22 protein-coding genes are annotated in these 26,317 nt (G+C 59.8%); 13 read left to right on the top strand and 9 right to left on the bottom strand.

What is annotated here, in order from left to right; translation table 11 throughout:
• Positions 1-11 precede the first annotated feature (11 nt).
• From AO353_RS05320 to AO353_RS05310, 3 genes are all read right to left on the bottom strand, one after another.
• A complete protein-coding gene (locus AO353_RS05320) occupies positions 12-362 on the bottom strand; it encodes a hypothetical protein (RefSeq protein WP_054594018.1) in 351 nt (116 codons plus the stop codon).
• A gap of 346 nt (positions 363-708) precedes the next feature.
• Positions 709-900, bottom strand: coding sequence for a hypothetical protein (locus AO353_RS05315; RefSeq protein WP_054594017.1), 192 nt, complete (start codon positions 898-900; stop codon positions 709-711).
• Between the two features lie 14 nt (positions 901-914).
• Positions 915-2,534 (bottom strand): hypothetical protein, encoded by a 1,620-nt coding sequence (locus AO353_RS05310; RefSeq protein WP_054594016.1) that lies wholly within the window; start codon positions 2,532-2,534, stop codon positions 915-917.
• A 236-nt stretch (positions 2,535-2,770) separates the two neighbouring features.
• Here AO353_RS05310 and kdgD point away from each other — a divergent pair, with 236 nt between their 5' ends.
• The 5 genes from kdgD to AO353_RS05285 all read left to right on the top strand — a co-directional run bounded on the left by kdgD (position 2,771) and on the right by AO353_RS05285 (position 9,351).
• A complete protein-coding gene (gene kdgD / locus AO353_RS05305; protein WP_054594015.1) occupies positions 2,771-3,682 on the top strand; it encodes a 5-dehydro-4-deoxyglucarate dehydratase in 912 nt (303 codons plus the stop codon).
• Positions 3,683-3,756: 74 nt separating this feature from the next.
• Positions 3,757-5,202: an aldehyde dehydrogenase family protein gene (locus AO353_RS05300; RefSeq protein WP_054594014.1), complete on the top strand. Its 1,446-nt coding sequence runs from the start codon at positions 3,757-3,759 to the stop codon at positions 5,200-5,202.
• 103 nt (positions 5,203-5,305) lie between these two features.
• Entirely contained in the window at positions 5,306-6,667 is a 1,362-nt protein-coding gene (locus AO353_RS05295) for an MFS transporter (RefSeq protein ID WP_054594013.1), read from the top strand.
• 11 nt (positions 6,668-6,678) lie between these two features.
• Positions 6,679-8,232 (top strand): galactarate dehydratase, encoded by a 1,554-nt coding sequence (gene garD, locus AO353_RS05290; protein ID WP_054594012.1) that lies wholly within the window; start codon positions 6,679-6,681, stop codon positions 8,230-8,232.
• Positions 8,233-8,409: 177 nt separating this feature from the next.
• The gene (locus tag AO353_RS05285; RefSeq protein ID WP_054594011.1) at positions 8,410-9,351 is read left to right on the top strand and encodes an AEC family transporter; all 942 of its coding nucleotides are present in this window, start codon (positions 8,410-8,412) and stop codon (positions 9,349-9,351) included.
• A gap of 190 nt (positions 9,352-9,541) precedes the next feature.
• Here the strand turns inward: AO353_RS05285 and AO353_RS05280 are convergent, their stop codons facing one another.
• The 6 genes from AO353_RS05280 to gatC form a co-directional block, all read right to left on the bottom strand.
• Entirely contained in the window at positions 9,542-9,934 is a 393-nt protein-coding gene (locus tag AO353_RS05280) for a carboxymuconolactone decarboxylase family protein (RefSeq protein WP_054594010.1), read from the bottom strand.
• Complete coding sequence (locus AO353_RS05275; protein WP_054594009.1) at positions 9,931-11,001, bottom strand: calcium/sodium antiporter; 1,071 nt, start codon at positions 10,999-11,001, stop codon at positions 9,931-9,933. Before AO353_RS05275 ends, AO353_RS05280 begins: the two co-directional genes overlap by 4 nt.
• 50 nt (positions 11,002-11,051) lie before the next feature.
• Positions 11,052-11,426 carry a septal ring lytic transglycosylase RlpA family protein gene (locus AO353_RS05270; RefSeq protein WP_054594008.1) on the bottom strand — a complete coding sequence of 125 codons (375 nt, stop codon included), beginning with the start codon at positions 11,424-11,426 and terminating at the stop codon, positions 11,052-11,054.
• A 226-nt stretch (positions 11,427-11,652) separates the two neighbouring features.
• Positions 11,653-13,098, bottom strand: coding sequence for an Asp-tRNA(Asn)/Glu-tRNA(Gln) amidotransferase subunit GatB (gene gatB, locus AO353_RS05265; RefSeq protein ID WP_054594007.1), 1,446 nt, complete (start codon positions 13,096-13,098; stop codon positions 11,653-11,655).
• A gap of 10 nt (positions 13,099-13,108) precedes the next feature.
• A complete protein-coding gene (gene gatA / locus AO353_RS05260; RefSeq protein ID WP_054594006.1) occupies positions 13,109-14,560 on the bottom strand; it encodes an Asp-tRNA(Asn)/Glu-tRNA(Gln) amidotransferase subunit GatA in 1,452 nt (483 codons plus the stop codon).
• Between the two features lie 16 nt (positions 14,561-14,576).
• Positions 14,577-14,864 (bottom strand): Asp-tRNA(Asn)/Glu-tRNA(Gln) amidotransferase subunit GatC, encoded by a 288-nt coding sequence (gatC, locus tag AO353_RS05255; protein ID WP_007915356.1) that lies wholly within the window; start codon positions 14,862-14,864, stop codon positions 14,577-14,579.
• A gap of 210 nt (positions 14,865-15,074) precedes the next feature.
• Here gatC and mreB point away from each other — a divergent pair, with 210 nt between their 5' ends.
• The 8 genes from mreB to tldD all read left to right on the top strand — a co-directional run bounded on the left by mreB (position 15,075) and on the right by tldD (position 26,276).
• Complete coding sequence (gene mreB / locus AO353_RS05250) at positions 15,075-16,112, top strand: rod shape-determining protein MreB (RefSeq protein ID WP_002555108.1); 1,038 nt, start codon at positions 15,075-15,077, stop codon at positions 16,110-16,112.
• Between the two features lie 143 nt (positions 16,113-16,255).
• Complete coding sequence (mreC, locus tag AO353_RS05245; protein ID WP_256583769.1) at positions 16,256-17,380, top strand: rod shape-determining protein MreC; 1,125 nt, start codon at positions 16,256-16,258, stop codon at positions 17,378-17,380.
• Positions 17,380-17,862 carry a rod shape-determining protein MreD gene (gene mreD / locus AO353_RS05240; protein ID WP_054594005.1) on the top strand — a complete coding sequence of 161 codons (483 nt, stop codon included), beginning with the start codon at positions 17,380-17,382 and terminating at the stop codon, positions 17,860-17,862. The genes mreC and mreD overlap by 1 nt, the downstream gene beginning before the upstream one ends.
• A gap of 43 nt (positions 17,863-17,905) precedes the next feature.
• Positions 17,906-18,523 (top strand): Maf family protein, encoded by a 618-nt coding sequence (locus AO353_RS05235; RefSeq protein WP_054594004.1) that lies wholly within the window; start codon positions 17,906-17,908, stop codon positions 18,521-18,523.
• 45 nt (positions 18,524-18,568) lie between these two features.
• Positions 18,569-20,026, top strand: coding sequence for a ribonuclease G (gene rng / locus AO353_RS05230; RefSeq protein WP_054594003.1), 1,458 nt, complete (start codon positions 18,569-18,571; stop codon positions 20,024-20,026).
• A 69-nt stretch (positions 20,027-20,095) separates the two neighbouring features.
• Positions 20,096-23,899: a YhdP family protein gene (locus AO353_RS05225; RefSeq protein WP_054594002.1), complete on the top strand. Its 3,804-nt coding sequence runs from the start codon at positions 20,096-20,098 to the stop codon at positions 23,897-23,899.
• 69 nt (positions 23,900-23,968) lie between these two features.
• A complete protein-coding gene (locus tag AO353_RS05220; protein WP_054594001.1) occupies positions 23,969-24,829 on the top strand; it encodes a carbon-nitrogen hydrolase family protein in 861 nt (286 codons plus the stop codon).
• A 4-nt stretch (positions 24,830-24,833) separates the two neighbouring features.
• Positions 24,834-26,276, top strand: coding sequence for a metalloprotease TldD (tldD, locus tag AO353_RS05215; RefSeq protein ID WP_054594000.1), 1,443 nt, complete (start codon positions 24,834-24,836; stop codon positions 26,274-26,276).
• Positions 26,277-26,317: the final 41 nt, after the last annotated feature.

Here is a 26,317-nt window from a genome sequence, read left to right as displayed (position 1 = left end):
GGCGGGACTGGTTATTCTTCGACTTTGATGGTCAAGACTGAAGATACGACCACATTGCCAGACTGGTCTTTGACGCTGTAATGAAGTATTGCCGTGGCGTCGGGGAACAGGTTCTTTTCAAACACGTGCTTCGGAATTGCGAAAGTGATGGGCTTGCTTGGATCAGTTACGACGTGCCGCTCACTACTCCATGCATTGCCATGAGATGGCTGAACCTTAAACACGACTATTGCGCCTACCTTCATGCCGGTGTTCGGCGGAACCACGCCATGGGCTGCGTCTTTTAGTTTGTGGACGTAAAGAATATCGTCGACCGCTTCTTCAAGGGTGGGAGCGGGCAGAACCTTCTGCTGTGCAGTCATGATCAAAATCCCTTTAATGATGTTTCAAACCGTTTGATAAGCGCCGCTTTGAACGCTGCGCTGAAGGAGCCGTTCTGTTAACTCCCGAGCTATTTAGGTCACAGCCGCTCAAGTCCGCCTACTGTCAGAAATTACAGGTTCGACGAGTGGTCGGTCTTCAGAGGTCCAGCTGCAAGAAGGGTGTCGTCCGGCAGACTGCATTCACGAGCAAACGAACGTCGCCCGGCCCTTCTCACACTGGATTGAAGTCGTACTCAGATGCTGTGTATGACAACGATCAAATATGGGAAGGGCCGGGCGACGTTCGCTTGCTTGCGAAAGGGCCGGCAGCCATCTCGCTATAACTTCAGCCAGTCTTGAGGATCGAACGATCCACCCTCACCGCCAGTGTCCCGGCTCCGGGCTTGGCATCAAACGCCACGTGGCCCTTGTCATCCACAGTCGCCCGGGCAACCGGCACGCCATTGGCCAGCAGTTCCAGCGGTGCGCCGTTGAGGGATTGGCCCGAGGCCAGTTCGAGTGTCAGGTTGATAGTCATCGGTGATTTCCTTATCAGGCGTTACGGTCAATGAAGGTGCTGGTGTGCGCGTCGATCGAGCCGATCAGCTCGGGTGAGCCGCCGCGAAACTGGCGGAAAATGTTGCGTGAGGCGCCGTTGCCCGGCACGTTCAGCGTTGGCTGAAAGCGTTCGCTCAACTCCGCGTAATTCGACCAAGGGCCGATGTAGGACTCATTCAAGCCGTTGGTGTAGCTGAAGGCGTAACGCACGGCATTGCCTGGCAACCAGTTGGGTTCGCCGGGCGTTTGGCTCTGCCAGCCGTCAGCCCGGATCGTCGGCGCTGTGGCTGGGGATTCCAGGTAGCCGGCCGGTTTGTTCGGTGTGTAGTCCTTGAGCAGCAAGTAAGTGCTCCAGCCCCACCAGTTGTCGATCTTGCTGCTGTCGTTGAGGTTGTTGACGTCGCTGCGACGCAGCACCTTGTTGCCATCCAGAACAAATAATCCGGAGAAGTTGCCCGCCGGTTTTTTCACGGAGTTGAGGTCAGGCAGATACTTCAGCGCAACGTAGCTGGACGGCGCGGGCAGTGAACCGCTGAGGAACGTATCGAAGACTTCGTCGGCCGAGCGCTGGACCGCGAGTTTGACCTGTTTGCGGTTGGCGCTGTCGACCGAGTCGAAGTAGCGTTTGTCGCCGTAGGCATGCCACTGATCACCGTTGGCGTTGTTCACGTTGAGGCCGTATTTGCTGTCTTCGTCGTGCATGAAACGGGTGATCAGCGAACCCAGGTCACTCGGCGTAACCGCTGCTGCCAGTTGTTTGCGCGGGATTCGCAGATGGCCGGCAGAGAACAGGTCGGTCAGGTAATGGTCGGCAAATGCGTTCATTGCGTAGGCCAGTTCCAACTGCTTTTCATCGCCACTGTTGTGGGCCAGAACAGCCTGTTGCAGGGCGGCGGTGTGCCCGGCGATGTACGCCAGCAACGCCCATTCACCGAAGTGATCGGCGTTGTTCGCCGCCAGTTTCAGATAGCGCCCCAAGGGGAACAGTGCTGAGACGAAACTGCCGCCGCCGGTGATTTTGTTCCACTCTTCGGACAACGTATCACCGAGTGCGTCGTAGGCCTCGTGGGGTTGTTTGCCGTCCCTGATCGCCTGATTGGCGGCAGCGATTTCCTTCTGCATCACGCCGAGAATCAACCCGGCTTCTGCTCGTGACGCCGGCAGTACGGCCAGTGAGTTGAACGCGGCAGTAAAACGCTGGATGCGATCAACCGGGGTCGCGCCATCGCAGATTGGCTGGTCGGGAATGCCGTAGAAATCACCGCCTAGCGAAACGATTTGGCCGTAGCTCAGTGCCAGGCCATTGGGCAGGTGCAATGGCACTTGCCAGGCCGCAATGGCCGGTGCGTCCTTGACGAAGCGCAGCAGGGTGGCATCGCCGATGGCGGTGTGTTCGCCGCCTTCGAAGCGCGGTGCTGGCTCGGTGTTCAGCGATTTTCCAGCCAGACCCGGTGTGTGATGTTTGGGGCTGTGTTGACTGTGAGTCAGCAGTATCAGGTGATCGCCGTCATCGGAAATGGCAATGCCACGTTCGCTGAACAGCTGATCCAGATCGGCAATGATCCGGTCGTCATGATTGAGGTTTTCCTGCGATTGGGTGTGTAGACCTGACATTTCTAGCTCCTTGATATGTCGTAGGTTGCGTCTCTAATAGCTGTATGTATATACAGTTGTTGTCGAGCATAGCTGCAAAATCTCCTACGTCAAGGAAGTGCTTTTTCTTACCCGGATTTTCCATCTGGCGATGAAATGCAGTTGACGGTCGTATTTTAAGTTGTACGATGACTTACAACTTCGGCGAGAGCTGAGCAGGTTTTCTCATCACAACGTGCGTCCAGGGTGTTCGAATAATGAATCCACAAGAACTGAAGTCCATCCTCTCCTCCGGTTTGCTGTCCTTCCCGGTTACCGATTTCAATGCTCAGGGCGATTTCCATCGCGCGGGCTATATCAAACGTCTCGAATGGCTGGCCCCATACGGCGCTTCGGCCTTGTTCGCCGCAGGCGGCACCGGTGAGTTCTTCTCCCTGGCGGCCAGCGAATATTCTGAAGTGATCAAGACGGCTGTAGACACCTGCGCCAGCAGCGTGCCGATTCTGGCCGGTGTCGGTGGTTCGACCCGTCAGGCCATCGAATACGCTCAAGAAGCCGAGCGCCTGGGCGCCAAAGGCTTGCTGCTGCTGCCGCACTACTTGACTGAAGCCAGTCAGGACGGCGTTGCCGCTCACGTTGAAGCCGTGTGCAAATCGGTCAAGATCGGTGTAATCGTCTACAACCGTAACGTCTGCCGCCTGACCGCGCCGCTGCTGGAACGCCTGGCTGAACGCTGCCCGAACCTGATCGGCTACAAGGATGGTCTGGGTGATATCGAGTTGATGGTGTCGATCCGTCGCCGTCTCGGTGATCGCTTCAGCTACCTGGGTGGTCTGCCGACAGCCGAAGTCTATGCCGCGGCTTATAAGGCGCTGGGCGTTCCGGTCTATTCCTCGGCGGTGTTCAACTTCCTGCCGAAAATGGCGATGGATTTCTACCACGCCATCGCCCGCGACGATCACGCTACCGTCGGCAAACTGATCGATGACTTCTTCCTGCCTTACCTGGACATCCGTAACCGCAAGGCCGGTTACGCGGTGAGCATCGTCAAGGCGGGCGCGAAAATCGCCGGCTACGATGCCGGTCCCGTACGTACCCCGCTGACTGACCTGACGCCAGAAGAGTTCGAAATGCTCGCGGCGTTGATGGACAAGCAAGGCGCGCAATAACCCGCTGAATCAACCAGGGCCGCTGAGCAATCGGCGGCTTTTTGTGTAAGAACTTCTGTTAAGGGGAAAGCGCTGTGGCAGACGTAAAACGATTCGACAACTTCATTGGCGGCCAATGGGTCGCGGGTGCCGAGTACTCGATCAATATCAACCCGTCCGAGTTGTCCGATGTCATTGGCGAATACGCCAAGGCGGACCTGGCTCAGGTGAACGCCGCCATCGACGCGGCTCGTGCTGCTTTCCCGGCCTGGTCGACCTCAGGCATTCAGGCCCGTAGCGATGCGCTGGATAAAGTCGGCAGCGAAATCCTCGCGCGTCGCGAAGAACTCGGCACCTTGCTGGCGCGGGAGGAGGGCAAGACCTTGCCAGAGGCCATCGGCGAGGTGTCTCGTGCCGGCAACATCTTCAAGTTCTTTGCGGGTGAGTGCCTGCGCTTGTCCGGCGATTACCTGCCGTCGGTGCGTCCTGGCGTCAACGTCGAAGTCACCCGCGAAGCCCTTGGCGTGGTGGGTTTGATCACGCCGTGGAACTTCCCGATTGCGATCCCGGCGTGGAAAATCGCCCCGGCCTTGGCCTACGGCAACTGCGTGGTGCTCAAGCCGGCAGAACTGGTGCCCGGTTGCGCCTGGGCGCTGGCTGAAATCATTTCCCGGGCAGGTTTCCCGGCCGGGGTGTTCAACCTGGTGATGGGCAGCGGTCGAGTGATCGGCGACGCCATGGTCAACAGCCCGAAAGTCGATGGCATCAGCTTCACCGGCTCGGTGGGCGTAGGCCGGCAGATCGCGGTCAACTGTGTGTCGCGTCAGGCCAAGGTGCAGTTGGAAATGGGCGGCAAGAACCCGCAGATCATTCTCGACGATGCCGACCTCAAGCAAGCTGTCGAACTGTCGGTGCAGAGCGCGTTTTATTCCACTGGCCAGCGTTGCACGGCCTCGAGCCGCTTGATCGTCACCGCCGGGATTCACGACAAATTTGTCGAGGCCATGGCTGAGCGGATGAAGTCGATCAAGGTCGGGCATGCCTTGAAGAGCGGCACCGATATCGGCCCGGTGGTTTCCCAGGCACAACTGGAACAGGACTTGAAGTACATCGACATCGGCCAGTCCGAAGGTGCGCGACTGGTCAGCGGTGGTGGCCTGGTGACCTGTGACACCGAAGGCTATTACCTGGCGCCAACGCTGTTTGCCGACAGCGAAGCGGCCATGCGTATCAGCCGCGAAGAGATCTTCGGCCCGGTGGCGAACATCGTTCGGGTGGCCGATTACGACGCGGCGCTGGCGATGGCCAATGACACCGAGTTCGGTTTGTCGGCGGGTATCGCCACCACCTCGCTGAAGTACGCCAACCACTTCAAGCGCCACTCCCAGGCCGGGATGGTGATGGTCAATCTGCCGACTGCCGGCGTGGATTACCACGTGCCTTTTGGTGGCCGAAAAGGTTCATCCTATGGATCGCGGGAGCAAGGTCGCTACGCGCAGGAGTTCTACACCGTGGTGAAGACTTCCTATATCGGTTCGTAACACGCAACACCGCTCTCTGTGGAAGCGAGCTTGCTCGCTCCCACAGAAAGCAAAAAACAAAACGATTACCCGCAAAAAAAATAATTAGTGGGAGTACATCTACATGCAAGCGACCAAGCCGACCCACGTCCGCTATTTAATCCTGCTCATGCTGTTTCTGGTGACCACGATCAACTACGCCGACCGTGCCACCATCGCCATTGCCGGCTCCAGCCTGCAAAAAGACCTGGGCATCGACGCCGTCACCCTCGGCTATATTTTCTCCGCATTCGGTTGGGCCTACGTCGCCGGTCAGATCCCCGGCGGCTGGCTGCTCGATCGCTTCGGCTCGAAAAAAGTCTATGCGCTGAGCATCTTCACCTGGTCGCTGTTCACCGTGCTGCAAGGCTATGTCGGTGAGTTCGGTGTCTCCACCGCCATCGTCGCGCTGTTCGTGTTGCGCTTTCTGGTGGGCCTGGCCGAAGCGCCATCCTTCCCCGGTAATGCACGCATCGTTGCGGCCTGGTTTCCAACCGCCGAACGCGGGACCGCCTCGGCGATCTTCAACTCCGCGCAATACTTCGCCACGGTGATCTTCGCGCCGCTGATGGGCTGGATCGTCTACAGCTTTGGCTGGCAGCACGTGTTTATGGTGATGGGCGGGATCGGCATCGTGTTCTCGCTGATCTGGTTGAAAATTATCCACAGCCCGCGCCAGCACCCGATGATCAATGACTCCGAGTTCAAACACATCGCCGACAACGGCGGCCTGGTCGACATGGATCAGGACCGGGGCAAGCGCAGCGACGGGCCGAAGTGGGATTACGTGCGCCAACTGCTGAGCAACCGCATGATGCTTGGCGTGTACCTGGGCCAGTACTGCATCAACGGCATCACTTATTTCTTCCTGACCTGGTTCCCGGTGTACCTGGTGCAGGAACGCGGCATGACCATTCTCAAAGCCGGTTTCATTGCCTCACTGCCGGCGATCTGCGGGTTTATCGGTGGGGTGCTGGGCGGACTCATTTCCGACTATCTGCTGCGCAAGGGCCACTCGCTGACCTTCGCCCGCAAGGCGCCGATCATCGGTGGGCTGTTGCTGTCGACCAGCATTGTGGCCTGCAACTACGTGAACATTGAATGGATCGTCGTGGGCTTCATGGCCCTGGCCTTCTTCGGCAAAGGTGTGGGCGCATTGGGTTGGGCGGTGGTTTCCGATACCTCGCCAAAACAGATCGCGGGCTTGAGTGGCGGGCTGTTCAACATGTTCGGCAATATCGCGTCGATCACTACACCGATCGTGATTGGCTACATCATCAGTACCACCGGCTCCTTCAAATGGGCGCTGGTGTTTGTCGGCTGCAACGCGCTGGTCGCGGTGTTCAGCTATCTGGTGATCGTCGGCCCGATCAAGCGCGTGGTACTCAAAGAGCCACCCGCCAATGACTCCCAACTGACTAACAAATTGTCTCAAGCGCATTCCTGAGGAGCGGCGTCATGCAGTTGATTGAACATTCCGACTCGCCGCGCTACATCCGGCTGCACGAGCGCGACAACGTGGTGATCGTGGTCAATGACCAGGGCGTACCGGCCGGCACTGAATTCCCGGACGGCTTGGTGACCGTGGAGTTCGTGCCGCAGAGCCACAAAGTAACGCTGGAGGATATCCCCGAAGGCGGCCAGGTGATCCGTTACGGCCAGACCATCGGTTACGCCTTGCAGTCGATCCCGCGTGGCAGTTGGGTCAAGGAAGATCAACTGCGCATGCCCACCGCACCGCCGCTGGACAGCCTGCCGCTGTCCACCGAGGTGCCGGCCGCTCAAGCGCCACTGGAAGGCTTCACCTTCGAGGGTTATCGCAATGCTGACGGCACCGTCGGTACGCGCAACATTCTCGGGATCACCACTACCGTGCAATGCGTCACCGGGGTGCTCGACCATGCGGTCAAGCGCATCAAGGACGAGTTGCTGCCCAAGTACCCGCACGTCGATGACGTGATCGCATTGACCCACAGTTACGGCTGCGGCGTGGCGATTACCGCCACCGACGCCTACATCCCGATTCGCACCGTGCGCAATCTGGCGCGCAACCCGAACCTGGGCGGCGAAGCGTTGGTGATCAGTCTGGGCTGCGAGAAATTGCAGGCCGGGCAGGTGATGCACGAGAACGACAGCTCGGTGGACCTCAGCGAGCCGTGGTTGTATCGCTTGCAGGACTCCAGTCACGGTTTCGGCGAGATGATCGAACAGATCATGGCGTTGGCCGAAGTCCGTCTGAGGAAACTCGACCTGCGTCGCCGCGAAACCGTACCGGCGTCCGAGTTGATCCTCGGCATGCAGTGCGGTGGCAGTGATGCGTTTTCCGGGATCACCGCCAACCCGGCGCTGGGTTATGCCTCGGACTTGTTGCTAAGGGCCGGGGCGACGGTGATGTTTTCCGAAGTCACTGAAGTGCGCGACGCGATCTACCTGCTGACTTCGCGGGCAGAAACCAAGCAAGTCGCCCAGGAACTGGTGCGCGAAATGGACTGGTACGACCGTTACCTGGCCAAGGGCGAAGCGGATCGCAGTGCCAACACCACGCCGGGTAACAAGAAGGGCGGGTTGTCGAACATTGTCGAGAAATCCCTGGGCTCGATCGTCAAATCCGGCAACAGCGCGATCAACGGCGTGCTCGGCCCGGGCGAACGGTTCAAGCGCAAAGGGCTGATTTTTTGTGCGACGCCGGCCAGTGATTTTGTCTGCGGCACTTTGCAACTGGCGGCCGGGATGAACCTGCACGTGTTCACCACTGGGCGCGGCACGCCTTATGGCCTGGCGATGGCGCCGGTGGTCAAGGTCTCGACCCGAACCGAGCTGGCCCAGCGTTGGCCGGATCTGATCGACATTGATGCGGGGCGGATTGCCACGGGGCGCGCATCCATCGAGGAATTGGGCTGGGAGTTGTTCCACTTCTATCTGGACGTGGCCAGTGGCAGGAAGCAGACCTGGGCGGAGCAGCACAAACTGCACAACGACATTACCTTGTTCAACCCGGCGCCCATCACCTGAGACCGAGTCACCTCAATCGCGGGCAAGCCTTGCTCCTACAAGTTTTGTAGCGTCGTTTTGTGCCCGGCAAAAATATTGTAGGAGCAAGGCTTGCCCGCGATGGCGGTCTACCAGACGCCAGCGTCTTCAGTGGCTTATCATTAGCCCCCTAACGACGCCCCTCAAGGTTCACCCGGCATGCTGGCAATCTTTCTCGAAACGCTGACCATCACCGCGCCAGTCTTTGCCATGTTGTTTTTGGGCGTTCTGCTCAAGCGCATCAACTGGATCAACGACGACTTTATCCACACCGCCTCGGCATTGGTGTTCAACGTCACCATGCCGGCACTGCTGTTTCTCGGGATTGTGCACGCCGACCTGCACGCGGCCTTGAAGCCGGCGCTGCTGATCTATTTCGTCCTGGCGACCCTGGCGTGTTTCGCCATTGCCTGGGGCTGGGCGATCTGGCGTTGCCCGCGCGAGGATCGCGGGATCTACACCCAGGGTGCGTTTCGCGGCAATAACGGGGTCATCGGCCTGGCGCTGGCGGCGAGCATGTACGGCGACTACGGAATTTCCCTCGGGGCGATTCTTGCCGCGCTGGTGATCCTGTTTTACAACACGCTGTCGACCATCGTGCTGGCGGTGTACAGCCCGGTGATCAAGTCCGATCCCTGGAGCATCTGCAAAAGCGTGCTCAGCAATCCGTTGATCATCAGTGTGATATCCGCCGCGCCGTTCGCCTATTTCAAGATCGGCTTACCCGGCTGGCTGGAGACGTCCGGCAACTACCTGGCGCAGATGACCTTGCCGCTGGCGTTGATCTGCATTGGCGGCACGCTGTCGCTGGCGGCGTTGCGCAAGAGTGGTGACCTGGCGTTGAGTTCAAGTCTGGTAAAGATGATCGGCTTGCCGATTTTGGCCACGCTGGGGGCCTGGCTCTGGGGTTTTCGTGGTCCCGAGTTGGGGATTTTGTTCCTGTACTTCGGCAGTCCGACGGCCGCCGCCAGTTTTGTCATGGCCCGGGCGGCCAATGGCAACCATGAACTGGCGGCGGCGATCATCGTCATCACCACGTTGATGGCGGCGGTCACCACCAACCTCGGGATCTTTGTGTTGCAATGGGGCGGGTGGATTTAGCCGCTTCTGTGCCAAACCGGAACTTGTGGCGAGGGGGCTTGTCGGAACGCCGCACCGCCCCGTTCGGCCGCGTAGCGGTCGTAAAATCGGCGACAGTGACTTTCCTGACAGAGCCCATTTGCACATGATGGGCCTGCTACGCAGACCAACGGGGGCAAGCCCCCTCGCCACAATGGATTCGTCCAGCCTGTTACTCAGACTTCTGGTAACTGTCGATCACTTCCTGCGCTGCCCGAAACGCTTCCATCGCTGCTGGCACGCCGGCGTAGACCGCGCAGTGCATCAGCGTTTCGCGGATCTCGTCGACCGTGCAGCCGTTGTTCAGCGCGCCACGCACGTGGCCTTTGAGTTCTTGCGGGCACTTGAGCGAGGTCAGGGCCGCGAGGGTGATCAGGCTGCGGGTCTTCAATTCCAGACCACCGCGGTTCCACACCGCGCCCCAGGCGTGTTCGTTGACGAACTCCTGAAACGGTCGGGTCAGCTCGGTGGCATTGCCCATGGAACGGTCGACGAAGGCGTCGCCCATGACCTGGCGCCGTACTTCAATGCCGGTCGGTTGGCTGGAGCCGGGTTTGTCGGTCATGGCGATTCCCTCTTGTGGTGTTGGCGGTGCCAGGCGCGCAGTGACGTAAACAGTAAAAACGCCACCAGCGCCGGCAGGACGAAAAACAGCATCAGGTGTTCAAGCTTGCCGGCCAGTGGCATGCCCGTGGTAAACGACACGACATGCAGTCCATACGCCAGGTACAAGGCCAGAAACAGCAGGCCTTCGGCGCGGGTGATTCGGTAGCCTGAATAGAACATCGGCAAACACAGCACGCTGACCGCCAGCAGCACCGGCAAGTCGAAGTCCAGTGCGTTGGGCGATACCGACAGCGGCGTCGGCGCGACCAGGGCGGTGACGCCCAGCACGCCCAGCAGGTTGAACAGATTGCTGCCGATCACGTTGCCCACGGCGATGTCGCGCTGACCACGCAGGGCGGCGATCAGCGAGGTGGCCAGTTCCGGCAGCGACGTGCTGACGGCAATGATGGTCAAACCGATAATGCGTTCTGACAGGCCGAGGTCGGTCGCCACCTCAACCGCTGCGCTGAGCAACAGATGCCCGGCAAACACCAGCAACGCCAGCCCCGTGAGCATCAGCAACAGGCTGCTCAACCACGGCGCGCCGGATGCGTTGTTGCTGTCCGCCGGAGTGGTGTGCGGGCGCACCGAGTGCCGTGACTGATGCAGCAACAACCCGAGGTACAGCACCAGCGCAGCTAACAGAATCGTGCCGTCGAGCGGTGTCAGTCGTTCATTCCAGGCAAGAGCGAACACCAGCAGGCTGGCGCCGATCATCACCGGGATATCCAGGCGCACCAATTGCCGGGAGACCCGCAACGGGATGATCAGCGCCGAGAGTCCGAGGGTGACCAGGATGTTGAAAATGTTGCTGCCAATCACGCTACCGACGGCGATGTCGGTGTTTTGCATCAGTGTCGCTTGCAGGCTGATCGCCATTTGCGGCGCGCTGCTGCCCAGGGCTACGACGCTCAGGCCGATGATCAGCGGTCGCACCTTCAAGCGTGCGGCCAGGCGCACGGCGGCGCGGACCAGTAACTCGGCGCCGGCGATCAGCAGGACCAGGCCACCGAACAGTTGCAGCACGCTGAGCAGTGGTAAATCGGCAAGTCCGAAAATGGCCTGGGCTCCGTCTGTCAGTTGTCGAGGGATTGCACGCGAACCCGCGCGGTGCCACTGCCCATCATGCCCAACCGCTGGGCCGCTTCACGAGACAGATCGATCAGGCGCCCACGGGTGTGTGGCCCGCGATCGTTGATCCGCACGACACAGGATTTATCGTTATTGAGGTTGGTGACCTTCACCCGGGTACCAAAGGGTAATTGGCGATGGGCAGCGGTCAGGGAATTGGCGTTGAAACGCTCGCCACTGGCGGTGCGTTTACCCTGGTGTTTGGCGCCGTAGTACGAGGCCACGCCGGTCTTGTCGTAGCCGTGTGGATCGATGACATCCGTGCTGGCGCAACCGGCCAGCAGAGAGAGCAGGGCGCACGCGCCAAGTAGACGTTTCATTGAAAGAGCTCCCCAAATAAATGTGGGAGCGAGCCTGTTGTGGCGAGCGGGCTTGCCCGCGCTGGGTTGCGAAGCAGCCCCAAAACCTGGATTCCGGTTGTATCTGATAAACCGTGCCACCAAGTTTTGGGACTGCTGTGCAGTCCAACGGGGGCAAGCCCCCTCGCCACAACAAGCCCGCTCCCACAGGGAATTGAGCCAGTAGTCAGAGCTGGCTCCATTCCGGTCAGCCCTCGAGCTTGCTTTTCAGCAGTTCGTTGACCTGTTGCGGGTTGGCTTTGCCTTTGGAGGCTTTCATCGCCTGGCCGACGAAGAAGCCGAACATCTTGCCGCGTTTGGCTTCGTCTGCCGCGCGGTACTGTTCAACCTGTTCGGCATTGGCTGCGAGCATTTCATCGAGTACGGCCGAGATTGCGCCGCTGTCGGTGACCTGCTTCAAGCCGCGCTTGTCGATGATCTCGTCGGCGCTGCCTTCGCCGTTGGCCATGGCTTCGAACACGGTCTTGGCGATTTTGCCGGAGATGGTGTTGTCCTTGATGCGCAACAGCATCCCGCCCAACTGCTCGGCCGAGACCGGTGCTTCGTCGATTTCCAGGCCTTGCTTGTTCAGCAGGCTGCCCAGTTCGACCATGACCCAGTTGGCTGCCAGTTTGGCGTCACCGGCGATACTCACGACTTTTTCGAAGTAGTCCGCTTGCTCGCGGCTCGAGGCCAATACGCTGGCATCGTAGACCGACAGGCCGAACTGCTCCTGGAAGCGCTCGCGTTTTTGCGGTGGCAGTTCCGGCAGGGTGGCGCGGATGTCATTGAGGAACGAGTCCTCGATGACCACCGGCAACAGGTCCGGATCGGGGAAGTAACGGTAGTCGTTGGCTTCCTCTTTGCTGCGCATGGCGCGGGTTTCGTCTTTGTTCGGGTCGTACAGGCGCGTCTGCTGGATCACCTTGCCGCCGTCTTCGATCAGTTCGATCTGGCGACGCACTTCGGTGTTGATCGCCTTCTCGATGAAACGGAACGAGTTGACGTTCTTGATCTCGCAACGGGTACCGAACTCGACCTGGCCTTTTGGACGGATCGACACGTTACAGTCGCAACGCAGCGAACCTTCGGCCATGTTGCCGTCGCAGATGCCCAGATAACGCACCAGCGCGTGGATCGCCTTGACGTAGGCCACGGCTTCCTTGGCGCTGCGCATGTCCGGCTCGGAAACGATCTCCAGCAACGGCGTGCCGGCACGGTTCAGGTCGATGCCGGTGGCGCCGTTGAATTCTTCATGCAGGCTTTTACCGGCGTCTTCTTCCAGGTGCGCGCGGGTGATGCCGACGCGTTTGACCGTGCCGTCTTCCAGCGGGATGTCCAGGTGGCCCTTGCCGACGATCGGCAATTCCATCTGGCTGATCTGGTAGCCCTTCGGCAGGTCCGGATAGAAGTAGTTCTTGCGGGCGAACACGTTGTGCTGGCCGATTTCGGCGTCAATCGCCAGGCCGAACATCACCGCCATGCGCACCGCTTCCTGGTTCAGCACCGGCAGTACGCCGGGCATGCCCAGGTCTACCAGGCTGGCCTGGGTATTGGGCTCAGAGCCAAACGTGGTGGCGCTACCGGAGAATATCTTCGATTGGGTGGCGAGCTGGGTATGAATCTCCAGCCCGATCACGACTTCCCATTGCATGTGTTTCTCCTCAGAAGCCTGTCGGGGTGCGGGTGTGCCAGTCAGTGTTGAGCTGATACTGGTGGGCGACGTTCAACAGACGGCCTTCCTGGAAATACGGGGCGAGCAATTGCACGCCAACCGGCAGACCATCGACGAAACCGGCTGGCATCGACAGGCCCGGCAGGCCCGCGAGGTTGGCGGTGATGGTGTAGACGTCTTCCAGGTACGCAGCGACCGGGTCGCTGTTCTTGGCGCCGAGTTTCCAGGCCGGGTTCGGCGTGGTTGGGCCGAGGATGATGTCGACTTCATTAAAAGCTGCCATGAAATCGTTTTTCACCAGGCGGCGGATTTTTTGCGCCTTCAGGTAGTAGGCATCGTAGTAACCGGCCGACAGCGCGTAGGCACCGACCATGATCCGACGCTGCACTTCCGGGCCGAAACCTTCGCCGCGCGAACGCTTGTACAGGTCGGTCAGGTCTTTCGGGTTTTCGCAGCGATAGCCGAAACGCACGCCGTCGAAACGCGACAGGTTGGAGGAGGCTTCGGCCGGGGCGATCACGTAGTACGCAGGAATTGCGTGCTGCATGTTCGGCAGGCTGATTTCCTTGACCACCGCGCCGAGCTTTTCCAGCTCCTTGACGCTGTTGTGGATCAACTCGGCGATACGCGGGTCGAGACCTGCGCTGAAGTATTCCTTCGGCACGCCGATACGCAGGCCTTGCAGCGAACCGTTGAGGCCAGCGCTGTAATCCGGCACGGGTTCGTCGATGCTGGTGGAGTCTTTCGGGTCGAAACCGGCCATCCCTTGCAGCAGGATCGCGCAGTCTTCAGCGGTGCGCGCCAATGGGCCACCCTGATCGAGGCTGGACGCGTAAGCGATCATGCCCCAGCGTGAAACACGACCGTACGTCGGTTTCAGACCGGTGAGGTTGGTGAAGGCGGCCGGCTGTCGGATAGAACCGCCGGTGTCGGTGGCCGTTGCGGCTGGCAACAGGCGAGCGGCAACGGCCGCCGCCGAACCGCCGGACGAACCGCCGGGTACGTGCTCCAGGTTCCACGGGTTTTTCACCGCGCCGTAGTAGCTCGACTCGTTGGCCGAACCCATGGCGAATTCGTCCATGTTGGTCTTGCCCAGGGTCACGGCCCCGGCAGCGGCCAGCTTGGCGACCACGGTGGCGTCATACGGCGCCTTGAAGTTGTCGAGCATCTTCGAGCCGCAGCTGGTGCGGATGCCCTGGGTGCAGAACAGGTCTTTATGAGCGATCGGCGCACCGAGCAGGGCGCCGCTCTCACCATTGGCCCGGCGTACGTCCGCGGCTTTCGCCTGCGAGAGTGCGAGGTCTTCGGTGAGGCTGATGAAGCTGTTGAGCTGAGGGTCGAGCTGGGCGATACGCGCCAGCAGCACTTTGGTCAGCTCTTCGGAAGAAAACTTTTTATCGGCGAGTCCGCGGGCGATCTCGGCCAGAGTCAATTGATGCATTGCAGGCTCTTTCCCTTTAGTCGATGACTTTCGGAACCAGATACAGGCCGTTTTCGACCGCTGGTGCGATGGACTGATAGGCCTCGCGGTGATTGGACTCGGTCACGACGTCTGCGCGCAGGCGCTGACTGGCTTCCAGCGGGTGGGCCAGAGGCTCGATACCGTCGGTATTGACAGCCTGCATTTCGTCGACCAGCCCGAGAATGCTGTTCAGGGCCGAAGTGATGTGTGGAAGATCGGCATCATTAAGGCCAAGGCAGGCCAGATGAGCGATTTTTTCCACGTCGGAGCGTTCAAGCGCCATGGGATTCTCCAGTGGAAAACAGAACGGACGCTGTCCGTGTGTTAGATTGTCGGAACACTACCGCATTTCTACGGTCATAAGGCCGCGATTGTGGGGGTTGGTGCACAGAAAAGCGGCCAATTTAACATATTGGCGCCTTGCCCAAAATCCCTGTCGTTGTTAGAGTTTGCCGCACTTTTTTACCCACGCGTTGCCTAGGGTCCCTTTCCCATGTTCAAGAAACTGCGTGGCATGTTTTCCAGCGATCTTTCCATTGACCTGGGCACTGCCAACACCCTTATTTACGTGCGCGAGCGCGGTATCGTCCTGAATGAACCATCGGTTGTGGCCATTCGGACCCACGGTAATCAGAAAAGTGTCGTTGCTGTCGGCACCGAGGCCAAGCGCATGCTCGGCCGTACACCGGGCAACATTGCTGCCATTCGTCCGATGAAGGACGGCGTTATTGCCGACTTCAGCGTCTGCGAAAAGATGCTGCAGTATTTTATCAACAAGGTTCACGAAAACAGCTTTTTGCAACCTAGCCCTCGTGTGCTGATCTGCGTTCCATGCAAATCCACTCAGGTCGAGCGTCGTGCCATCCGTGAATCGGCGCTGGGTGCCGGTGCTCGTGAAGTGTTCCTGATCGAAGAGCCAATGGCTGCTGCGATCGGTGCCGGCCTGCCGGTTGAAGAAGCGCGCGGTTCGATGGTCGTCGATATCGGTGGTGGTACCACTGAAATCGCACTGATCTCCCTGAACGGTGTGGTTTACGCCGAATCCGTACGGGTTGGCGGCGACCGCTTCGACGAAGCGATCATCACTTACGTGCGTCGCAACTACGGCAGCCTGATCGGCGAGTCCACCGCCGAGCGCATCAAACAGGAAATCGGCACGGCCTACCCGGGCGGTGAAGTTCGCGAAGTCGACGTTCGCGGCCGTAACCTGGCTGAAGGCGTTCCACGCGCATTCACCCTGAACTCCAATGAAGTGCTGGAAGCTCTGCAAGAGTCCCTGGCAACCATCGTTCAGGCCGTGAAAAGCGCACTGGAGCAATCGCCGCCGGAACTGGCGTCGGATATCGCCGAGCGTGGCCTGGTACTGACCGGTGGTGGCGCCTTGCTGCGTGACCTCGACAAGTTGCTGGCCCAGGAAACCGGTCTGCCGGTAATCGTCGCCGAAGACCCGCTGACCTGCGTTGCTCGCGGCGGTGGCCGTGCATTGGAAATGATGGATAAACACACCATGGACCTGCTCTCCAGCGAATAATTTCGCCGGAGGCTTCTATGCTGTTTCGCGCGCAGGCAGCACTTTGCAGTGCTGCCTGTTGGCGTTTATCTTCTGTCAGTCTGCATCCAGGCCGGTTTGATGGCGTATGAGTAAAGAGAACATTTGCCTGGGAGGAGCGGCTTATTAAACCGCTTTTCGCCAAAGGCCCCTCAATGGGCGTGCGCTTTCTGGTGCTGGCCGTGCTATCGGTCGCGCTGATGGTGGTCGATGCCCGCTTTGAAGTGCTCAAGCCTGCGCGCAGTCAGATGTCGCTGGTCTTGATGGACGCCTATTGGATCACCGACCTGCCGGAGCGGTTGTGGCAGGGTGTGAGCAGTCAATTTGGCAGCCGTACCGAACTGGTCGCCGAAAACGAAAAGCTCAAGACTGAAAACCTGCTGCTGCAGGGGCGCATGCAAAAGCTTGCGGCCTTGACCGAGCAGAACGTTCGGCTGCGCGAGTTGCTCAATTCGTCGGCACTGGTCAACGAGAAGGTCGAAGTGGCCGAGTTGATCGGCGTCGATCCCAACCCCTTCACTCATCGCATCATCATCAACAAGGGTGAGCGCGACGGCGTGGTGCTCGGCCAACCGGTGCTCGATGCCCGTGGGCTGATGGGGCAGGTGGTCGAGCTGATGCCTTACACCTCGCGGGTGTTGTTGCTGACTGACACCACCCACAGTATTCCCGTGCAAGTGAACCGTAACGGTTTGCGGGCGATTGCCAGCGGCACCGGCAACCCGGAACGCCTGGAATTGCGTCACGTGGCGGACACGGCTGACATTAAAGAAGGCGACTTGCTGGTGAGTTCCGGTCTTGGCCAGCGTTTCCCGGCCGGTTACCCGGTGGCGACTGTCAAGGAAGTGATCCACGATTCCGGCCAGCCGTTCGCCATCGTGCGTGCGGTACCGACCGCAGCGCTCAACCGCAGTCGTTACATGTTGCTGGTGTTCAGCGATAGCCGCACCCCGGAAGAGCGTGCCAACGAAGCTGCTCAGGCCCAGGACGCAGATCAGCATCCTGGCGGTGCTGCATTTGTGCCAGCCACCGTGCCAAAACCTGCTGCCGCAGTTGCCCCGGCGCCAGCCGCCACTGCAGTTGCTCCAGCAACCGCAACACCCGCGGCGGCCAAGCCTGCGAGCAAACCTTCGACCCCGGCCAAGCCTGCTGCGCATTCCGCAGCAGTCAAACCGGCAGCGGTCGCCAAGCCGGCGGCGGCCAAACCGCCTGCCGCGGCGCCTGAAGCCACCACTCAGGGTAGAGAATAATGGCCAGTACCCGCTCCCGTAATGGCTGGATGATCTGGCTGACGTTTGTCATCGGCTTGTTGCTCAGTATCGTACCGTTCCCGCACGTCGAGATTTTGCGTCCGATGTTCCTCGCGCTACCGTTGGCGTATTGGGCATTGGAAGTGCCGCAGAAAGTCGGGATGCTCACGGCCTGGTGTCTGGGCATGGCGCAAGACGTGCTGTTCGGCACCTTGCTGGGACACAACGCACTGATTCTGACCCTGATCACCTTTTTGATCCTGACGCTGCGACCGCGTTTGCGGATGTTTCCGATGTGGCAGCAAAGCCTGGTGATCCTGGTGATCCTGGGACTCGCACAACTGCTGCAATTGTGGCTCAGCGCCTTGACCGGTAACCGTCAGACGCTGGCCGTGCTTTTGCCTGCACTGATCAGCGCCTTGCTCTGGCCCTGGGTCAGTTTTGGATTGCGTGGGTTAAGCCGCCGCTACAAAATCAATTAATTCGGTCAGGCATTAGCCCGCACCTCGACAGGGAGATGTCTTGATGAATCCGCTATTCCTCGCCTCAGGCTCGCCGCGTCGGCGTGAACTGCTCACGCAGATCGGCGTGCCGTTCACCGCCATCAGCGCGGACATCGATGAAACCCCTCTGACTAACGAGTCCCCGGCGGCCTATGTCGAGCGTCTGGCGCGCGCCAAGGCCCAGGCCGGTCATGCGTTGTTGGCGCTCAACCAGCCGGGTGCGCCCGTTTGTGTGTTGGGTGCCGATACGGCTGTGGTGCTCGATGGGCAGATACTTGGCAAACCGCTCGACGAGGCCGAAGGGCTGAGTATGTTGATGAACCTGTCGGGGCGTGAACATGAGGTGCTGACCGCCATCGCCGTGCTTGATGGCCAGTATTGCGAATCACGCGTGGTGCGCAGCCTGGTGCGTTTTCGCTTCATCAGTCATAAAGAGGCAGCGGCCTACTGGGCCAGCGGCGAGCCACAGGACAAGGCTGGCGGCTATGGCATTCAGGGCCTTGGTGCAGTGTTTGTCGCGGCACTCAACGGCAGTTATTCCGCCGTGGTTGGCCTGCCGCTGTGCGAAACCGCGGAACTGCTCGGCCATTTCGGCATACCCTGTTGGCAAAACCTTGTCGCGCGCCAAGCGCCGTACTGATTTGATGCGGCCATAATCGTGAATATGCCTGAACGAGACCCTGCCATGAGTGAAGAGATTCTGATCAACATCACGCCGATGGAGTCGCGCGTGGCGGTGGTCGAAAACGGTGTCCTGCAAGAGGTTCATGTCGAGCGCACCCAGCGTCGCGGGATTGTCGGCAACATTTATAAAGGTAAGGTCGTTCGCGTTCTGCCAGGCATGCAGGCGGCATTCGTCGATATCGGTCTGGACCGGGCAGCCTTTATCCACGCCTCGGAAATCTCCCTGCGTGAAGGCCCGGCGGTGGAAAGCATCAGCGCGCTGGTGCATGAAGGCCAGAGCCTGGTGGTGCAGGTCACCAAGGATCCGATCGGCTCCAAGGGCGCGCGCCTGACGACCCAATTGTCGATTCCCTCGCGCTATCTGGTGTACATGCCGCGCACGGCTCATGTCGGTATTTCGCTGAAAATCGAGGATGAAACCGAGCGCGAGCGCCTCAAGCAAGTGGTCACCGATTGTGTCGCGAAGGAAGGCATCAAGGAGGCCGGCGGTTTTATTCTGCGCACCGCGGCTGAAGGCGCCGGTGCGGATGAGATCCTGATGGACATTCGCTACCTGCGCCGCCTCTGGGATCAAATTGGCACGCAGATCAAGACAGTCAGCGCGCCGAACGTAATCTACGAAGACCTCGGCCTGGCCCTGCGGACCTTGCGCGATCTGGTCAGCCCGAAGATCGAGAAAATTCGTATCGACTCGCGGGAAACCTTCCAGAAAACCACGCAGTTCGTTGCCGAGCTGATGCCGGAGATCGCCGACCGCCTGGAGCATTACCCGGGCGAGCGACCGATTTTCGATCTGTATGGTGTCGAGGATGAAATTCAAAAGGCCCTTGAGCGCAAAGTGCCGCTCAAGTCCGGCGGCTATCTGGTGGTCGACCCGGCAGAAGCCATGAGCACCATCGATGTGAACACCGGCGCTTTCGTCGGGCACCGCAATCTTGAAGAAACCATCTTCAAAACCAATCTGGAAGCGGCCACCGCGATTGCCCGGCAACTGCGCCTGCGCAATCTGGGCGGGATCATCATCATCGACTTCATCGACATGGAAGATGAGGAACATCAGCGCCAGGTGCTGCGTACGCTTGAGAAACAGCTGGAGCGCGATCACGCCAAGACCAACATCATCGGCATCACCGAGTTGGGCCTGGTGCAGATGACGCGCAAGCGTACGCGCGAAAGTCTTGAGCAAGTGCTCTGCGAACCGTGCAGCAGTTGCCAGGGCCGTGGCAAGCTCAAGACCCCGGAAACCGTGTGTTATGAAATCTTCCGGGAGATCCTGCGTGAAGCTCGCGCCTATCAGGCTGAAGGCTATCGTGTACTGGCTAACCAGAAAGTGGTTGATCGGTTGCTTGACGAAGAGTCGGGTAATGTCGCGGAACTTGAAGGTTTTATCGGGCGAACCATTCGTTTTCAGGTAGAAACCATGTACTCCCAGGAACAATACGACGTGGTGCTGCTCTGATCCGCTGTGTTTCATTACTAACGGCCGGCCTCAGCTTGCTGCACGATTTCGCCATGGGAGCCAACTGACATGGATCGTCTGATCCGCATCTTGACCACATTGACCCGCTGGGGGCTGGGGCTTTGCGCATTATTGCTGGTGCTGGCGGCGCTTTACAGCAGCCTCGGTCGTGAGTTCATTCCGTTGGTGGCCGAGTATCGCGCGGATGTCGAAGCCAAGGCTCGAGAAGCGCTGGGCATGCCGTTGCACATCGGCCGCCTGGAAGGCCGCTGGAGTGGCATGGCGCCAATTTTGCTGGCACATGACGTGGTGGTCGGCGAGGGTGCCAATGCCTTGCACCTGGATCAGGTGCGGGTGGTGCCGAATGTCTGGGCCAGCTTGCTGGCGCGTGCGGTGCGGATCGGACACCTGGAACTCAACGGCCTGAAGATCAGCCTCAAGCAGGGCCCGCAGGGGCAATGGGCGCTCGAAGGCTTGCCGGTGCAGGAGAATCAGCCGCTGGACCCCGAGCAACTGCTCAACCGCATGCAGATGGTGGAGCAATTGTCGGTGCTCGACAGCCAGATCACCTTGCTGCCGATCGACCACGTGCCGCTGACCCTGACCTATGTCGGCCTGAATCTTAAAACCGGTATCAGCCAGCAGCGCCTCGATGCCCGGTTGACCTTGCCTGACGGCCAGCCGCTGGCCATGAGCCTGAGCAGCCGGACTCAAGCCAGTCAGTGGAAAGAGTCTGAAATCGATGCCTACCTGAGCTTGCCGCAGAGTGATTGGTCGAAATGGTTGCCTGAGAGCCTGACCGGGAAATGGAATTTTTCCGAGATCAAGGCCGGTGGCGAGCTTTGGGTTAACTGGAGCAAGGGAGCCCTGCAGCGTGCTGCGATTCGTCTCAATGCACCGCAACTCAACGGTGCCTACGCCGAACGCAAGTCGATCCAGATCAACAATCTGGCGCTCAACGGGTATTTCCAGCGCAATACCGAAGGTTTCCAGGTGTCGTTCGATTCCCTGGCCATGACCCTGGAGGACATCCGCTGGGAAACCCGTCTGCAACTTCAGCAGACCGCGACCACTGAAACGACCTCCGAGCTCTGGCACCTGCAAGCCGACCGCTTCGACCTCACCCCGATCACTCCGTTACTGAATGCCCTGGGACCACTGCCCAAGGACTTTGCCACGGTGGTCGAGCGGCTGAAGGTCACCGGTGCGTTGCGCAACGTGCTGATCGATGTCCGGCCCGAGGCGACCGATGACAGCAAATTCAGTTTTGCCGCCAATCTGGAGCGTGTCGGGTTTGATGCTTATCACGGTGCTCCGGCGGCGCGTAACGTTTCCGGGAGTATCAGCGGTGACCTCGGCAAGGGTGAGCTGCGCATGGACAGCAAGGATTTTTCCCTGCACCTGGACCCGATCTTTGCCAAGCCATGGCAGTACATCCAGGCGAATGCCCGGCTGACCTGGAAACTCGATCAACAAGGTTTCACCCTGATTGCGCCGTACCTGAAGGTGCTGGGCGAAGAGGGCAAGATTGCCGGCGATTTCCTGATTCGCCTGCATTTCGATCACACCCAGGAAGACTACATGGACCTGCGGGTCGGTCTGCTGGAAGGTGATGGACGCTACACCGCCAAGTACTTGCCCACGGTCTTGAGCCCCGCGCTGGATGAATGGTTGCGCACGGCGATTCTCAAAGGCGCGGTGGATGAAGGTTTCTTCCAGTATCAGGGTTCGCTGAACCACGATGCGGTCGCCGCGGCGCGCAGCATCAGCCTGTTTTTCAAAGTGCACGACGCCGAGCTGGCCTTCCAGCCGGGTTGGCCGCATGTCGGCAAGGTCAGCGGCGATGTGTTCATCGAGGACAGTGGGGTGCGCATTCTGGCCAGCAAGGGCCAGTTGCTCGACACTCAGGTTCACGATATTTACGTCAACATCCCCCATGCGCCTGCCGGGCAGAACCCGCACCTGTTCCTCGATGGCACTTTCGACGGTGGTCTGGGCGATGGCCTGAAGATTCTTCAGGACGCACCGATCGGTACCGGTTCGACCTTCGCCGGTTGGCAGGGCGAGGGTGAATTGCAGGGCAACCTGAAACTGGATATCCCCTTGGCCAAGGGCGAAGAGCCGAAGATTGTGGTCGACTTCAAAACCGCCAAGTCGCGTCTGAAATTGACTGATCCTGTGCTGGAGCTGACGCAGCTCAAAGGTGATTTCCGTTTTGACAGTGCCAAGGGGCTCAGTGGCCAGAACATTACGGCACAGGCCTTTGAACGACCGATCAGTGCACAGATCTATGCCGATGGCAGCCCTGGCAAGTTCAACACCCGGGTCACTGCCAGCGGCCAGGTGGCGGTGAAAAAACTCACCGATTGGCTGAATGTCACTCAGCCGTTGCCGGTTTCCGGGACGATCCCTTATCAGTTGCAGCTCAACCTCGACGGCCCCGACAGCCGATTGATGGTCAGTTCCAGCCTCAAGGGCGTAGTCGTCGACTTGCCGGCACCGTTCGGCATGCCCGCCGCGCAAGGCCGCGACACGGTGTTCCGCATGACCCTGCAAGGGCCGGAACGGCGTTACTGGCTCGACTATGGTGATCTGGCGGACTTCACTTACGCAGCGCCCAGCGGCAATTTTGCCGATGGCCGTGGCGAGTTGTTCCTGGGTAACGGCAACGCACTGTTGCCGGGCGATAAAGGCCTGCGTATACGGGGCGTGCTGTCGGAGCTGGATGTCGAACCGTGGAAAGCCCTGATTGATCGGTACGCCGGGCAGGATCCGGGTGGCAACGCCAAGCAATTGCTCAGTGGCGCAGACTTCAAGGTCGACAAGCTCACGGGGTTTGGTACCACGCTGGATCAGGCCCGCCTGCAACTGGATCGCAAACCGACAGCCTGGGCATTGCAACTCGATAGCCAGCAGGCCAAAGGCACTGTCGGGATTCCCGATGCCAAGTCCGCGCCGATTGCGATCAACCTGCAATATGTGCGTTTGCCGGCGCCTGATCCGAAAGTGCAGGCCGACGAGAATGCACCGGACCCGCTGGCGTCGGTCGACCCAACGAAAATTCCTGCACTGGATATCAGTATTGACCAGTTGTTTCAGGGCCCGGACCTGGTAGGTGCCTGGTCGTTGAAGGTCCGCCCGATCGTCAAGGGCATTGCCTTCAACAGCATGAATCTGGGCCTCAAAGGCATACAGTTGCAGGGCGCAGGTGGCTGGGAAGGTGTGCCGGGATCCACCAGCAGTTGGTACAAGGGACGCATTGAGGGCAAGAACCTCGGTGACGTGCTCAAGGGCTGGGGGTTCGCACCGACAGTGACCAGCGAAGAGTTCCATATGGACATCGACGGCCGTTGGCCTGGCTCGCCGGCCTGGGTCGGACCCAAGCGTTACTCCGGTAGCCTGGATGCGACGCTGCGCAAAGGTCAGTTCGTCGAAGTCGAAGGTGGCGCGCAGGCGTTGCGGGTGTTTGGCCTGCTCAACTTCAACTCGATCGGCCGTCGCTTGCGCCTGGACTTCTCCGACCTGTTCGGTAAAGGCCTGAGTTATGACCGGGTCAAGGGCCTGCTGGTGGCCAGCAACGGTGTTTACGTCACTCGGGAGCCGATCATCATGACTGGCCCGTCGAGTAACCTGGAACTCAACGGTACGCTGGACCTGGTGGGTGACAGGGTCGATGCGAACCTGTTGGTGACCTTGCCATTGACCAACAACCTGCCGATTGCTGCGCTGATCGTCGGTGCGCCTGCGGTAGGCGGTGCACTGTTTCTGATCGACAAATTGATCGGTGATCGCGTAGCGCGCTTTGCCAGCGTCAAATACACCATTAAAGGCCCGTGGAAAGAGCCGAAAATCTCTTACGACAAACCTTTTTGAGGTCTTTTTTGAAAAGCCACGGTTCGTCCTATGGAGTAGCATGGCCGCATACCTGATACGGAGTGCACCATGTCTCTTGCGGTGATTCAAATGGTCAGCCAGAGCGATGTGCCGGCCAACCTGATCCAGGCTCGGCATCTGCTCGAGCAAGCTGCAGCGGGTGGTGCGCGACTGGCGGTGTTGCCGGAAAACTTTGCGGCCATGGGCCGTCGCGACATCGCCGACATCGGTCGCGCCGAAGCCTTGGGCGAAGGCCCGATCCTGCCCTGGTTGAAACAGACCGCTCGCGACCTCAAGTTATGGATAGTGGCCGGCACCTTGCCGTTGCCGCCGGTGGATCAACCGCTGGCGAAGTCCAATGCCTGCTCGTTACTGATCGATGAGCACGGTGACACGGTGGCGCGCTACGACAAGCTGCACTTGTTCGATGTCGATGTGGCGGACAATCGCGGACGCTACCGTGAATCCGATGACTATGCTCATGGCAGTAAGGTGGTGGTTGCCGATACGCCGGTCGGTCGGGTTGGCCTGACGGTTTGCTACGACTTGCGCTTTCCGGAGCTGTACAGCGAATTGCGCGCCGCCGGGGCAGAACTGATTACTGCACCGTCAGCGTTTACGGCAGTGACGGGCGCGGCCCATTGGGATGTGTTGATTCGCGCGCGGGCCATCGAAACCCAGTGTTACGTATTGGCCGCTGCCCAGGGTGGAACTCATCCGGGACCGCGTGAAACCTTTGGCCATGCAGCGATTGTTGACCCGTGGGGGCGCGTGCTGGCGGAACAGGATCAAGGCGAGGCCGTGCTGCTGGCCGAACGCGATAGCAGCGAACAGGCGTCCATCCGGGCGCGGATGCCGGTGTCCAGTCACCGGCGCTTTTTCTCGCAGGGCGCACAGCGACCTGCTTCAGAACGTGGAATTAAGGCGTAAACCTATGAGCGAGTTGTTGTCCTCAGTCAGTGAACATCTGTTAGCGCCTGGCGGCGTGACGATCGAGAACCTGCAAAGCGTGTTGGGTGACCTGGCCGGCCCGGGCATCGATGCGGCCGACCTGTATTTCCAAGGACAGATCTCCGAGTCCTGGGCGCTTGAAGACGGTATCGTCAAGGAAGGCAGCTTCAACCTCGATCAGGGTGTCGGCGTGCGTGCGCAATCGGGTGAAAAAACCGGTTTTGCCTACAGCAATGCGATCACCCTGGAAGCCCTGGGTCTGGCTGCCCGTGCTGCGCGTTCGATCTCCCGTGCCGGGCAAAACGGTACGGTTCAGGCGTTCAGTACCCAGGACGTTGCCCGTTTGTACGGCCCTGATAACCCGTTGGAAGTGATGACCCGCGCCGAGAAAGTCGAGCTGCTCAAGCGTATCGACGTGGCCACTCGCGCGCTCGATCCGCGTATCCAGCAAGTCACCGTGAGTATGGCCGGGGTCTGGGAGCGGATTCTGGTGGCCTCCACCGACGGTGGTCTGGCGGCGGATATACGACCGCTGGTGCGCTTCAATGTCAGTGTGATCGTCGAGCAGAACGGTCGTCGCGAACGCGGTGGTCATGGCGGCGGCGGGCGTACCGATTACCGCTATTTCCTCGCTGAAGACCGTGCCATGAGTTATGCCCGTGAGGCATTGCGCCAGGCGCTGGTGAATCTCGAAGCCATTCCGGCGCCGGCCGGTACCTTGCCGGTGGTTCTGGGGTCGGGCTGGTCCGGCGTGTTGCTGCACGAAGCGGTCGGTCATGGTCTGGAAGGTGACTTCAACCGCAAAGGCAGTTCGGCCTACAGCGGCCGCATGGGTGAAATGGTTGCCTCCAAACTCTGCACCATCGTCGATGACGGCACACTGGCCGGTCGCCGTGGATCGCTGAGTATCGATGACGAAGGCACCCCGACCGAGTGCACCACGCTGATCGAAAACGGCGTGCTCAAGGGCTACATGCAGGACAAACTCAATGCTCGCCTGATGGGCTTGGCGCGCACGGGTAACGGTCGTCGCGAGTCTTATGCGCACCTGCCAATGCCGCGTATGACCAACACGTACATGCTGGGTGGCGAAAGCGATCCGGCAGAAATCATCGCTTCGGTGAAGAAGGGCATCTACTGCGCCAACCTGGGCGGTGGTCAGGTCGACATCACCAGCGGCAAGTTCGTGTTCTCCACCAGCGAGGCGTACCTGATCGAGGACGGCAAGATTACTGCGCCGGTCAAAGGCGCAACATTGATCGGTAACGGTCCGGAAGCCATGAGCCGGGTGTCGATGGTCGGTAACGATCTGGCGCTGGACAGCGGGGTAGGGACGTGCGGCAAGGATGGTCAGTCGGTGCCGGTGGGTGTCGGCCAGCCAACCTTGAAAATTGACGCGATTACCGTGGGTGGCACGGGCGCGTAAGGGATGGAGCCTGGGGTGCGCGGCATGGCCGAACACCCCGG

The organism is Pseudomonas fluorescens, from assembly GCF_001307155.1.
In the GTDB taxonomy this organism is placed as follows: Bacteria; Pseudomonadota; Gammaproteobacteria; order Pseudomonadales; family Pseudomonadaceae; genus Aquipseudomonas; species Aquipseudomonas helvetica.
Note: the sequence above shows the minus strand (reverse complement) of the source record. Positions and strands in the feature narration are given on the sequence as shown.